The organism is Shouchella clausii (assembly GCF_002250115.1).
Taxonomy (GTDB): domain Bacteria; phylum Bacillota; class Bacilli; order Bacillales; family Bacillaceae_D; genus Shouchella; species Shouchella clausii.
This window is the reverse complement of the sequence record NZ_CP019985.1, coordinates 612,637-625,129: the sequence shown is the minus strand read 5'-3', so window position 1 is coordinate 625,129 and position 12,493 is coordinate 612,637. Positions and strand designations below refer to the sequence as shown.

Here is a 12,493-nt window from a genome sequence, read left to right as displayed (position 1 = left end):
TTAATATTAGGTGTAGAGGAAGCGGAAGGAGTAATGATTGAATGCTTGAGTTGGATAAGATGATTGATAAAGTAAACGGCTTGAAAGAAGAGCACGCAAAGGGAATCATGAAGATTATTTGTGGCAAACTGGATATTTTAAAACATGCGGATGGTCAATATACAGAGGAAGAGTTTGTTAAAGATGTTCGATCAATGATTGAGAATTTTCCTGAATTAAAGGAGGAAGCAGAGGATAATAGATAGTGGGAAAATCTCAAGGTAGTTGTGTGCTTTTCCCTTTGTTAATGGTGGTCATGCTATCAGCTTGCCACTTTTCAAACCCAAACATACAAATGAATGAAAATGTAATTGAAGTGAATGTTTTGGATGTAGCAACTGAGCATATAACCTCAGTAGCGGATGAAAAGTCAATCGATGATTTGGTAGCAATCCTCGAAAATGCTGACTCTCAAGAAGGGACATTGGACATAAGGAAACCAGACAAAGAGGTTACGCTTCTATTTTCAAAAGAAGACACCGATTCTCTGAGATTAATCGTATGGCTGCCTCATTCTGATCAGGAACAAATTTTATTTGCAGATCATGATCAAGATCACTACTACTACAAAATAAAGGAAGAGGAAACGGCTGATTTTTTAATGTTAATTGAGGAATAACAAGTTTGCTCCTAGCTATTATCGATTTCTACGGGTGACCATTGCAAGGGTATGGTCACCCCGTGTTATTCTAATCAATTATGTTTTGAAGCAGTAGGAGTGATAGAGGTAAAATATCACTTTTTCAGCAAATTGAAAGCACTGCTCTACGGTGGTTCCTAGGTGTCACGCTATTGGAATTAAAGGATTAATAGTCCCTGATGCATTTCCAGAGCAAAGTAAAATATACATTGAAAAGGCTAAAAAAGTGGATGTAGCTCCAATTCTACTTACGACGATACATAGTTCAGACAAAAGAATAAAGTATTTGTCCGAGCTAGGGGATGGTTTCCTTTATAGTGTCGCTAGAAAAGGGGTGACTGGATCAAAAACTATTTTTGATCATAAGACTGATGTGTTTTTAAACGATGCAAAGATTTATCTAGGCTCCCTATCGGAGTAGGGTTAGGAATTCAGTCAAAAGAGGATGTAGCATACTTAAAGAAAAAAAGCGACTTAGCTATTATTGGAAGCGAGTTGTTGAGAAAGTATGAAACGAAAGGACTTGCAGGTGTGAAAACGTTTATGAATGAAGTTACGAATATATGAGAGGTGATATTTTTGTCTAGTGGTTCCAGCTCCATCGTTTGGTGAATAAGCGCACCGCTCTCGATAAAAAGAACACTGTGACGATTATAGGATGGTATCAAACAAAATAAGGTTTCAACATTCACTGATCATGTCAGATTTCAGAACCGTTTTTAGTTAAACAAAGCTTGCCGTTATCGTTCCCATATGATAGCGTAAGAATGACAACACAATCACTAAAACCGCTAGGGGTGCTTCGAATAATGGAAGCTGAGAGAGGCAAACGCCTTAACCCTTATCACCTGATCTGGTTCGGACCAGCGGAGGGAAGCGGGCACGTTTTCTCGACATGCCACCCGCTTCTTTTTTAAGTAGCGGTTTTTTTGTGTGGAAAAGGAGGACAACAACCAGGTGGAATCGTTGCTTAAGCAAGTGGAAGAACGGGAAGAGGAGCTCATTCGGCTTGTGTCTGATTTGATTTCCTATCCGACCATAGCCCCTCCAGCCCGAAATACGGCCGATATCCAACAGTATATTGAGAGCTATTTGCGTGCTGCGGGGATGGCTGTCGATAAGTGGGAATCGTACCCAGGCGATTGGAATATCGTGGCGAAGAAGGAAGGCACAGATAGAACGAAGTACCATAGCCTCCTTTTAAATGGCCATGTCGATGTCGCTACAGTCGAAGAGGAAGAAAAAAGCCAATGGAAATACGCTCCTTTTTCTCCCGTGGTAGAAGAAAGGACGCTGTATGGCCGTGGTGCCGCCGATATGAAAGGCGGGCTTGGCGCTTGTCTGTTTGCGTTGCGTCTTTTGCATGATCATGGCATTGAACTAAAGGGCGATGTCTTACTCGAAGCAGTTACAGGCGAAGAAGTCGGCGAGGCTGGCACGAAACAATGTTGTGAACGGGGCTATACGGCTGATTATGCAATTGTAGCCGACACAAGCAATTGCCATGTTCATGGTCAAGGCGGTGTCATTACTGGCTGGATTACCGTAAAAAGTGACTCGACTCACCATGATGGAACGCGGCGGGATATGATCCATGCCGGTGGCAGTTTAAGGGGCGCTAGTGCGATTGAAAAAATGGCTAAACTGATTGCTGCTTTGCAAGAGCTTGAGCGCCACTGGGCTGTGACAAAGTCGTATCCAGGTTTTCCGCCTGGTACCAATACGATTAATCCAGCTGTCATTGAAGGCGGGCGTCATCCAGCGTTTATTGCCGATGAATGCAGGTTGTGGATAACTGTGCATTTTTATCCAAATGAATCCGCAGAAGAAGTGGCCAACGAAATTGAAGCCCATCTTCTTGCTACAGCTAAAGCAGATGTCTGGTTGAAAGACAATCTTCCAACCTTTACTTGGGGCGGCGCCTCTATGATTGAAGACAAAGGGGAAGTATTCCCTGCTTTTTCAATCGATGAAGCTCATCCTGCATTATCTGTTTTAAAGACTGTTCATCAGACTGTTTTCGACGCTCCACTGGAAATAGAAATGTCGACTAGTGTGAATGATGGTGGCTGGTTGGCCGAATATGGAATGCCGACGATTTGTTACGGGCCTGGGAAATTAGCACACGCACATGGCGTGAATGAACAGCTTGACATTGATGAACTCGTCCGTTATACGAAAGCGCTTGTCGCCTTCATTTATAAATGGTGCAATACTGAAAAAAGGGGAGAATAACTTATGAAGTTTTCAGAACGTATTCGTAAAAATGCTGATCCGATTTGGCAAGCGAGCCACAATCATCCGTTTGTCCAAGGAATTGGCCACGGCACTCTTGAACTAGAAGCATTTCAATATTATATGTGCCAGGATTATAAATATTTGATCGAGTATGCCCGCGTCATTGCCCTCGGCACAGTACTGGCACCTGATTTGGAAACGATGTCAGGCTTTGCTAAAGCGCTTGATGAGACACTTAACAGCGAAATGGAACTGCACCGTGCTTATGCAAAGCGCCTCGGAATTACACGGGAGCAGTTGGAACAGACGGTTCCTGGCCCAGTAACGCTTGCCTATAGCAGCGCGATGATGGCTGAAGCGCAAAAAGGGTCCCTTGCCGAGCTCATTGCTGCGATCTTGCCGTGTGCTTGGAGCTATTATGAAATTGGCACAGAACTCGCAAAAATTCCTGGCGCCACAGAACATGAGGCATATGGGGAATGGGTGAAAATGTACTCTTCGCCTGAGTTTGGCGCAATTGCGGACTGGCTGATTGCAAAGCTAGACGAGCTTGCCGCAGAAAAGAGCGAGGCCGAGCTAGACCGGATTGAAACGATCTTTATGAATACAAGCCGTTATGAATATATGTTTTGGGATATGGCCTATAAACAAGAAAACTGGCCGATCGGTTAAAAAAACGCTGTGCTCTGTTAGCGGGGCACAGCGTTTCCTTGTAAGGCGTGTTGCTTCTGCAACCGTCCCTGCTTTTTCAATGGTGCTTTTCCAAGCAACCATGGGTATTTTTGCAACAAATAGATAAATGGGACGACAAGCACAATCGTAACAGCTGTGAAAAACAACGTCCAAGGCAAACTGTTAGCCGTGCTTAAGTCAACTTGAAATCCGTAATAAAGGGCAGCGCGGACAAAGTTTAGTATTGGCAAGTGGATAAGCAAAATCACAATCGAGTTTTGGCCAAGAAACAATAATGTCTTTGAGTGCTGCAGCTTAGGAATGAGCACGAGAAAGGCGGCGATGCCTGCTATTGCAGCTAAATAAAAGAAGCCGAATTCGCCGAGTACATTTGCCCGCATGTCAACACGCTCTGTATTGAGCGATTGGATGAAGAACACCGATATAAATAAGGGCGTCGCAATAAGCAGCACATTTGCCCATGGAAGCGTCTTCCAAAAATGTTTTGTCAAATGGCCAAGGCCGTAAAATACAACAGCCGTCAAAGCGACGAAAACATTCCAAGGCAATGCAAACGAAAGCATGGTCGACCCGTAACCGGCGATAGCAGCGACTACGAGAAACGTCGCAATGAATCTCCCTTTTGACAGGCGATAGTAAAGAAAAAAGAGCAATTCGACAACAAATAGGCAAGTGAGAAACCAAATGGCCGGATTGTACGTAAGTTGGTAATTCCCAGGTGTTGACAAAAAGATGCCAACAAATGGATTAATCGGATTGACGTCTTCACCGGCAGTGAAAGGAAAATGTCTTGTCATACTGTACCAAATGAGATAGGAAGCCGCTGAAAAAACGAAGTATGGCCATAATAGGCTTCGTGCTTTTTTCTTAATAAAGGCCCAAATACTCATAGAATGAGGACGAAATACAGCTCCAGACAAGTAAAAAAATAAAGGCATATGAAAGGCAAACAAAAAGGCTTTAAGCGTTTCGTCGATAGGCGCATGGCTCATGACAACAAGAACAATGCCAAGCCCTTTCGCCGCATCGATCCATTTAATTCGGCTGTCCATCAAAGCAACCCCTTTCTGTATCAACTTCCAGGTGTGGCTCTACAATGCTAGTATACACATCCTCTGTTTTCGAAAAACCTTGTGAGCAAAACTTACATAGGGCTATAGGGCAGTGCAGTCATTTGCTTGTAGTTTGCGGTAATTTTTGAAGAGTGTTACGTAACTTGAAATCGCGATGTGACCGAATTGTAATAGTAGGGAAACGGCAACTGAGAAAATGTGCGTTAGAAATCTTAACAAAAACACTTGTGTAAAAGCGCTTTCTATGATACTGTTTCATTGTACAAAAAACAGTATATTGGTTTGGTGGAGGTGAACATGAACGAAGCGCTTCTGTCAAAAAAAGGGAAAACGTTGCTCAAAGTTGCTTCCCTGTTACTCACGATTGAGAAAGGCCAACGGATTCCGAAAGTCGAATCTTTAGCACAACAGCTAAATGTAGGGCGAGGCACTATCCAAAGTTCTTTAAAAATACTTGAAGAAGCGAAGGCGATCGAGCTTTTGTCCCGTGGTCACTTGGGCACATTCCTGTTACAGAAAGATGTCTCGAAATTATTGGAATTTGCTGGTGTCAACACGATTACAGCGGTTATGCCTTTGCCGTATTCGAAAAAATATGAAGGCTTGGCAACCGCTCTGACGACTGTTTTCCATCACATGGGCATTCGATTAAACCTTGCCTTCATGAGAGGAAGCAACCCGCGTCTTGAAGGAGTCAAAGAAGGACGCTATGATTTTGCCGTTGTATCGTTTATGGCTGCCAAAAATGCCGTAGAAAAGGCAAACATCACGATTGAGAAAAGACTAGGCGCCCAGTCTTACGTCAGCAAGCATAAAATCTATTTTGCTGACAGCGACAAAACCGAAATTGAAGATGGTATGAGAATTGGCATTGACTCAAAATCGGCTGACCAAAGAACGTTAGCCGAAGCGGAAGCACAAGGAAAAAAGGTAACATTTGTAGAAACGACGTACATGCACTTGCTGCAAAGCTTAGAAGCTGGATTGATCGATGCGACCGTGTGGAATGCAGACGAAGTGCAGCGTCCGACACTTTATGCAAAAGACCTTACCTCTTCTCTTGCAGTCAGAAACTCGCAGGAGATTAGTGAAACGGCGCTTGTCGCCCATGGCGATAAACAAACAATTTCTTATTTGTTAGGATTAATAGACAAACAAGAACTGTTAACGATCCAGAAGCAAGTCGTTGAAGGGGAGATCATTCCTTCTTATTAGGAACTTTCCTTCACATTCAATATACAAAAAAATGTATATTATATTAAGGAGGGTTGAAGATGGAATTGTATACACGTTTGCAGATTTTAAAAGAAGCAGGGACAATCACGGACAAAGCATACCGTGTCACCACCCAAGTAGTGGACGAGCAAGTTCCTGACGACTTGCATGAGAATTATGCGATGTTAGTGACCCATTTGGCAATGGCATTGACAAGAATTGAACAGAATGAAGCGTTGACTGGTCCAGGGGATGCGGTCATGGAGGAAGTCCTTGCTTCCCCACACTTGCCTGCAGCTAAGGAGGCTGTGGAAAAAATCGAATCCCTTGTTGGCGAACCGCTCCCTAAAGAAGAACAGCAGTTTCTCTATATGCATTTTGTGAGCACATTTTCGTCTGTTTCATAAGTAAAGCAGTATGGTGAGAAAATGAACCAAAAACTAAAGGAGTGTTTTCGATGAAAATTGTTATTGGCGGCCAAGTAGAAAAGAAGGATATAGAAAAATTAATTAAAGAGAAGAATCCCGATATTGAAACCGTTGTCAAGTCTGATTTAGAGGCAGCGATGCTGCTTAAACAAGGCCAAGCAGATTACTATTTTGGCGCATGCCATACTGGGGGCGGCGGCGCTTTGGCGATGGCGATTTCGTTGCTCGGCAAGGCAAGCTGCCACACGATCTCGATGCCTGGGAAACCACCTGTGAAAGAAAAAGTTGAACAAGCCGTGCAGGAAGGCGGCAAGGCATTTGGCTTCACCGGCGATCATAAAGAAAAAGCGGTCGAATATTTACTCGATGCGTTAAAAGCTTAATATAAGGAGCTAACGGAGGGATACCATGGTAGATGTAATTTTGCTCATTGCGATCGGTGCGCTAAGCGCAGTGATGGCCAATTTAGGAATCGCCGTTTTTAATGATGGGTTGCGCCCGATTGTACCAGAGAACTTGGAAGGGCGAATGTCGCGGAAAGAACTAGGAGTAACCGCATTTGCAATGAGCTTCGGGCTTGTCATTGGTTTCGGCATTCCTATATCCATTGCTGGCAGCATTATTTTGATTCATAGCATCTTGCTAGGAACGGATATCATTGGTCTATCGATTGCAAGAGGCAAATTTTCCACAATGGCAGCAGGTGTGTTAGGGGGACTTTACGGAGCAGGCATCTATTATGGGCTTCAAGTCGTTGTTGATTTGTTTGCTCGCTTGCCGCTTAACTTTGTAGATGGCTTCAATTTGGTTGGCGAACCGGTTGTTGTTGCGTTTATGGTCTTTCCAGCGATTGCTGTTGCTTTGCAGTTCTCTGTCAAGAAAGGGATTGTCACGTTTTTGGTGGCAGCGCTTGCCCGGCAGCTGATTGTATTTTCCAATGAAAAAGGCCTTCTTGAAATTGGCGGTTCATCGGTTACCCTTAGTCCGGAAGGGATTGCCCTCGTTGTAGGAATGGTGTTTTTAATGGCGTTTGCCATGCAGGAAAAATCGGATGACACAAGCATGGAACAAATGGCGACATTGTTTGTCGACCGGGTGAACCGGATTAAAAAGTTTGCGGTTGTGCTCATGGCATCAGGTGCGTTGCTTGCTGCAGCTGCAAACTTGTTAATTGTATCTGGAGATCCGATCACACTGAATTTGCTTGCAGATGGCCGGATTAATGAGGGAGGCATTGCTGCACTAGCGAAAGCACTTGGCTTTGTGCCACTCATTGCCAGCACCGCTATTGCTACAGGCGTATATGGCCCAGCCGGGTTTACACTCGTTTTTGCTGTCGGTATCTTTTCGCCAAACCCGTTTATTGCCGCGGCGATTGGCGCGATTGTGATCTTGCTTGAAGTCCTGCTGTTATCAAAGTTAGCGAAGTTTCTTGACCGTTATCCAGGCGTGCGTGCTTCTGGGGAAAATATCCGTACCGCGATGACACGTGTTCTTGAAGTGGCATTGCTCATCGGCGGCGCCAATGCGGCAAATGCGATTGTCCCTGGATTTGGCTTCTTTGCCATCGCCGGATTTTATTTACTAAACGAAGCCGGAGGCCGCCCAATTGTACGGATGGCAGTAGGCCCTGTTGGCGCAATAGCTGTTGGAATTATTGGCAACATCTTAGCCTTACTAGGGATTTTCACGCCACCAGCATAGAGGAGAGGAAAAACGATGATTGAAACGGTGAGGGGACCGATTAAGCCCGAAGAACTTGGCATATGTGCTTGCCATGAGCACGTCCATATTGATTTAAGCCATATTAAAAAGTCAAATGACACAGCATTAACCGATTACGACCGTGTAAAAGAAGACGTAGCCCGTTTTATTAAAGCCGGCGGAAAAGCCTTTATTGAAATGACCAATGTCGGCATGGGGCGGAACATCCAATTTATGCGGCGTTTATCTGAAGAGCTCGATATGCATATTGTGGCCAGTACAGGCTGTTACAAAGACCCGTTTATTCCGGCGGAGGCCCTTTCTTGGAACAGGGAGCAATTTGCAGCGTTTATGTTGCAAGAAATTGAGGAAGGCATTGATGGTTCTCTAAGCAAGCCCGGTGTTATTGGGGAAATCGGCAGCAGTTTAAATGAATTCAAACCAGTGGAGACAGAGCTATTTCATGGGGCAATCATTGCAGCGAAGGAGAGTGGATTGCCGTTAGCGACACATACCACATTGGGGACAATGGCGCTTGAGCAAGTCGAGCTGTTCGCAAAGGAAGGGTTGCCGCTCGACCAAGTGATTATTGGGCACCAAGATTTAAATGAAAACGATGAAGTGGTGCTTGAAGTCCTAGCAGCTGGCTGTTACGTCGCGATGGATACGATTGGCAAAGAAAATTACCGTTCTGATCGGGAACGTCTCACTTCACTGTTGCGCTTTATCGAAGCAGGCTATGGGGACAAAATCATGTTATCCACTGATATCACAAGAAATTCCCACCTTTTTGCTGCCGGCGGGCAAGGCTTTGATTACACGCTACGGGAGTTTCAACCGAGAATGGAAGCGTCTGGGCTATCGCAGCAGGAAATACGAAAACTTTTGATTGAAAACCCAGCAAACGCGTTTTCAAAGAGGGAAGGGACATCATGAAATACAGCGAAGCACTGTTAAAAAATCGATCAATGGAAGAAGCGCAGTCTCTTCAATTTAAAATGGTCGATGAAATAACAAAAGAGTTTACCGACAACGAATTTTATCAACTTGGCGATGTTGGGCTGCATCCTGATTTTGGGCGCCCGCAAACAACAGCTAAAGCAGAGCGTGTGTTAGCCCGAGTATTTGACAGCGAAGCTTGTGCGCTTGTCCGTGGTAGCGGCACAGGGGCGATTCGCCTCATTTTAGCAGAATTAGTGGCAGCAGGAGATACATGTCTTGTTCATACAGCGCCAATGTACATGACGACAAAAGAAACATTTAGGCAGCTTGGCCTGAAGCAAGAAGCAGTTGACTACAATGATCTTGCTGCTTTTAAGAGCGCCGTGGCAGCTACAGAAGCAAAGCTCGTTTATGTCCAACATGCACGCCAGGCTCCTCATGATACGTATCAGCTTGGCGAAGTCATTGAAGCAGCGAAAACGATACGTCCTGATTTGCCAGTCGTAGTCGATGACAACTATTGCGCCTTCAAGATGCCAAAAATCGGCTGTGAATATGGCGCCGATTATTCGACTTTTTCTGGTTTTAAGTTGCTTGGGCCAGAAGGGATTGGCGTTATTGTTGGAAAAGCAGCAGCAATTGAACGCCTCCATGCCCGCAATTATTCAGGGGGGGGCCAAGTACAAGGCCATGAAGCTCATGAGCTTTTACGGAGCTTGACGCTAGCGCCAGTCATGTTGGCGACGCAAAATGAACAAGTCGAAGAACTTTATCAACGTATTAAAAATGGTGCTTTGCCTGGAGTTGAAGATGTTTACATGGTCAATGCCCAGTCTAAAAACGTAATGATTGAGCTTGCTGAACCGATTGCAAGCCAAGTCATTGCCAACGCGGCTCGTCTTGGTGCAGCCACCTATCCAGTCGGCGCGGAGTCCCGTTATGAGTTGGCGCCAATGGTGTACCGTCCATCTGGCAGCTTTAGGGAAGCAGATCCAAAGTTAGAAAAGCATGGCCTGCGTGTTAACCCGATGAAATCAAGTGCAAGCACTGTTCTGCGCATCTTACACTTGGCTGTGAAAGAAGCACAGAAAGGATGAATGCAAGAGATGTTTACTAGCATGATCGCTAAGCGTAACCCGAAGTTGGTGGAAGCGGCAGTCTGCCTTCATCAAAGCGGAGCTCTTGCGCCTAATACCCATTTAATCGATCTCGATGCGCTTGAACGAAATGCCGCCATTCTTGCAAAGACAGCGGAAGAACATGGCATGACGCTATATTACATGACGAAGCAGATTGGTAGAAGTGGCTTTGTCGGCAAACACATTGAAAAGAGCGGCATTCACAAAGCCGTTGCTGTCGATATCGATGAAGCGATTCAACTAAAGGACGGCGGCTGTGCGATCGGCAACTTAGGGCATTTGGTCCAACCTGGCAAAAACCAATGGCCATTTGTATTAACAGAAATGAAACCGGAAGTCGTCACGCTCTTCTCACTTGAACGGGCTAAACAATTAAATGAAGCCGCTGTACAAGCAGGAGTAGTACAAGACGTTATTATCCGTGTTATCAGCAAAGGAGATTGTGTTTTTCCAGGCCAATATGGCGGCTTTTTATTGGAAGAATTGCCGGAAGCAATCAAAGAGTTAACGGCATTCACAGGAATTCGCTTAATCGGTGTGACGAGCTTTCCCGTTTTAGCGTATACCCCTGGAGACAAGAGCTACCATTACGCAAGCAATGCGCAAACGATTGTCAAAGCCGTCCGTCTTCTCCAACAAGCTGGAGTGGAAGTGAAGCATGTCAATACGCCAAGCGCCACGAGTGTGAATACAATCCCAATGCTTAAACAACTTGGCGCGACACACGCAGAGCCAGGCCATGCTCTTACTGGTACAACGCCGTTGCATGCCTACCGCGAGGATTTAGCTGAGCTGCCGGCTATGGTGTATGTCTCTGAAATTTCACATCAGGACCAAACTCATGCTTATACGATTGCAGGGGGATTTTACCCACGCTCAAATATGGCTTATGCGTTTTATGGTGATTCACCTAGGACGATTTTTAATAAAGCGGAAGTCGATCTCGTTTCACCTGGCAATATTGATTATTATGGTGCATTGAAGCGTGAACAGGGAATGCAGACAGGTGATACGGTTGTGTACGCCTACCGTTCACAAGTGTTTGTGACCCGTTCCCACGTTGCCTTTGTCAGAGGTGTGGCAAACGGCAAGCCGGTTATTGTCCATCAGCAAAAAAGGGGGATGTAGCTATATGGGAAAAGCAACGTTGCTCGTGTTGGATGGTTTTGGTGTTGGCGCAATGGCAGATTGCCATGAAACCAAACCAGAAGACATCCACGCCTCCACATACGCCCATCTACAGGAAACCGTCGGATTAAAGTTGCCTACGCTCATGAAAATGGGCTTAGGAAAAATTGTCAACAATGAAGGCGAAGCCATTGCCGCTTATGGCAAAAGCAAACTTGCCCATCATGGAGCGGATACATTTATGGGCCATCAAGAACTAATGGGGTCGAAGCCAGGAAAACCAGCTAAGCGCCTCATGAAAGAAGTTGGGCAGCAAATCGCCGACGGTTTAACGGCAAATGGGTACCATGTAGAAGAACTAATCGAAGGCAAGCCGATTTTGCTAGTTGACGGCGCTGTCGTCGTAGGAGACAATTTGGAGTCGGCACTCGGCAATATCATTAATATGACTGCTGATTTAACCCAAATTTCCTTCGAAGCGGCAACAAAGATGGCCGCTGTAGTCAGAAAGCATGTTGATACAAGCCGTGTGATTGTATTTGGAAACGAGTCTGTGCCGCTAACAGACATTGTAGCTGCGGCGGAAGAAGGGAAACCAGGCCAGTGGGGCATTAATGCGCCTAAAACAGGTGTATACGGCGAAGGGTATCAAGTGCTCCATTTAGGCTATGGCGTGACATTTGAAAAGCAATTTGCCTATTTGGCCGAACAAGCAGGAAAGCCAGTTTATCGAATTGGCAAAACAGCTGATGTCATTCAGGCACAAGGCTTTGCAAACCCTGTTGTCCATACCCCTGAATTGCTTTCAATATACAAAAAAATGTACAATGAAGCGGAAGAAGATGCTGTTTTCCTCGTGAATGTCCAAGAAACTGACTTGGCCGGTCACAAAGAAGATCCGTCTTGGTATAAAGAAGTGCTTGAAACGGTCGATCATTTTTTAGCTCAGTTTTTGCCGACACTGGCAGAACACGACCTACTTATCGTTACAGCCGACCATGGAAATGACCCGACTTGCGGCCACTCCCAACATACGAGGGAGCACACCCCTATACTCGTATATGGAAAACAAGTTCAGCCAGTATGTTTAGGTGTTCGAGACACGATGGCCGATATTGCGGCGACACTAAGTGACTTTACAGGCGTACAAACGCCCGAATTTGGTACAAGTTTCTTGCCGGAATTAACGGGGAAGTAGAGGGGAAATCATTTTAGTGAGCCTGTCAACAAAGTTGACAGGCTTGATTGTGTTGA

The 12,493-nt window shown here is 45.3% G+C and carries 13 protein-coding genes, 1 pseudogene and 1 riboswitch; of the genes and pseudogenes, 13 read left to right on the top strand and 1 reads right to left on the bottom strand.

Going from position 1 to position 12,493, the window contains the following annotated elements; all coding sequences use genetic code 11:
• Positions 1 to 41: 41 nt before the first annotated feature.
• From BC8716_RS03030 to tenA, 5 genes and pseudogenes are all read left to right on the top strand, one after another.
• On the top strand, positions 42 to 245 hold the full coding sequence (locus BC8716_RS03030) for a hypothetical protein (protein WP_094423873.1): 204 nt from the start codon (positions 42 to 44) through the stop codon (positions 243 to 245).
• The gene (locus tag BC8716_RS03025; protein WP_094423872.1) at positions 245 to 658 is read left to right on the top strand and encodes a YhfM domain-containing protein; all 414 of its coding nucleotides are present in this window, start codon (positions 245 to 247) and stop codon (positions 656 to 658) included. Before BC8716_RS03030 ends, BC8716_RS03025 begins: the two co-directional genes overlap by 1 nt.
• Positions 659 to 809: 151 nt before the next feature.
• A pseudogene (locus tag BC8716_RS22975) lies at positions 810 to 1,246 on the top strand (tryptophan synthase subunit alpha).
• Positions 1,247 to 1,462: 216 nt separating this feature from the next.
• Positions 1,463 to 1,571, top strand: a riboswitch (TPP riboswitch).
• Between the two features lie 65 nt (positions 1,572 to 1,636).
• Entirely contained in the window at positions 1,637 to 2,914 is a 1,278-nt protein-coding gene (locus BC8716_RS03015; protein WP_094423870.1) for an acetylornithine deacetylase, read from the top strand.
• Between the two features lie 3 nt (positions 2,915 to 2,917).
• Positions 2,918 to 3,589, top strand: coding sequence for a thiaminase II (gene tenA / locus BC8716_RS03010; RefSeq protein WP_094423869.1), 672 nt, complete (start codon positions 2,918 to 2,920; stop codon positions 3,587 to 3,589).
• Positions 3,590 to 3,606: 17 nt separating this feature from the next.
• On the opposite strand, the gene BC8716_RS03005 is transcribed toward tenA, so the two are convergent.
• Positions 3,607 to 4,662, bottom strand: coding sequence for an acyltransferase family protein (locus BC8716_RS03005; protein WP_094423868.1), 1,056 nt, complete (start codon positions 4,660 to 4,662; stop codon positions 3,607 to 3,609).
• 318 nt (positions 4,663 to 4,980) lie between these two features.
• Between BC8716_RS03005 and yhfZ the strand changes: the two genes are divergently transcribed.
• The 8 genes from yhfZ to BC8716_RS02965 are packed head-to-tail and all read left to right on the top strand — an operon-like array spanning position 4,981 to position 12,437.
• A complete protein-coding gene (gene yhfZ, locus BC8716_RS03000; protein WP_094423867.1) occupies positions 4,981 to 5,898 on the top strand; it encodes a GntR family transcriptional regulator YhfZ in 918 nt (305 codons plus the stop codon).
• A 59-nt stretch (positions 5,899 to 5,957) separates the two neighbouring features.
• Positions 5,958 to 6,305 carry a PRD domain-containing protein gene (locus BC8716_RS02995; protein WP_094423866.1) on the top strand — a complete coding sequence of 116 codons (348 nt, stop codon included), beginning with the start codon at positions 5,958 to 5,960 and terminating at the stop codon, positions 6,303 to 6,305.
• A gap of 50 nt (positions 6,306 to 6,355) precedes the next feature.
• On the top strand, positions 6,356 to 6,709 hold the full coding sequence (locus tag BC8716_RS02990; RefSeq protein ID WP_094423865.1) for a DUF2620 domain-containing protein: 354 nt from the start codon (positions 6,356 to 6,358) through the stop codon (positions 6,707 to 6,709).
• Between the two features lie 25 nt (positions 6,710 to 6,734).
• Positions 6,735 to 8,030 carry a YhfT family protein gene (locus BC8716_RS02985; RefSeq protein WP_094423864.1) on the top strand — a complete coding sequence of 432 codons (1,296 nt, stop codon included), beginning with the start codon at positions 6,735 to 6,737 and terminating at the stop codon, positions 8,028 to 8,030.
• Positions 8,031 to 8,045: 15 nt separating this feature from the next.
• The gene (locus BC8716_RS02980; RefSeq protein WP_094423863.1) at positions 8,046 to 8,966 is read left to right on the top strand and encodes a phosphotriesterase family protein; all 921 of its coding nucleotides are present in this window, start codon (positions 8,046 to 8,048) and stop codon (positions 8,964 to 8,966) included.
• Positions 8,963 to 10,069: an aminotransferase class V-fold PLP-dependent enzyme gene (locus BC8716_RS02975; protein WP_094423862.1), complete on the top strand. Its 1,107-nt coding sequence runs from the start codon at positions 8,963 to 8,965 to the stop codon at positions 10,067 to 10,069. Before BC8716_RS02980 ends, BC8716_RS02975 begins: the two co-directional genes overlap by 4 nt.
• A 9-nt stretch (positions 10,070 to 10,078) precedes the next feature.
• A complete protein-coding gene (locus BC8716_RS02970) occupies positions 10,079 to 11,239 on the top strand; it encodes a YhfX family PLP-dependent enzyme (RefSeq protein WP_094429150.1) in 1,161 nt (386 codons plus the stop codon).
• A gap of 4 nt (positions 11,240 to 11,243) precedes the next feature.
• Positions 11,244 to 12,437 (top strand): phosphopentomutase, encoded by a 1,194-nt coding sequence (locus tag BC8716_RS02965; RefSeq protein WP_094423861.1) that lies wholly within the window; start codon positions 11,244 to 11,246, stop codon positions 12,435 to 12,437.
• Positions 12,438 to 12,493: the final 56 nt, after the last annotated feature.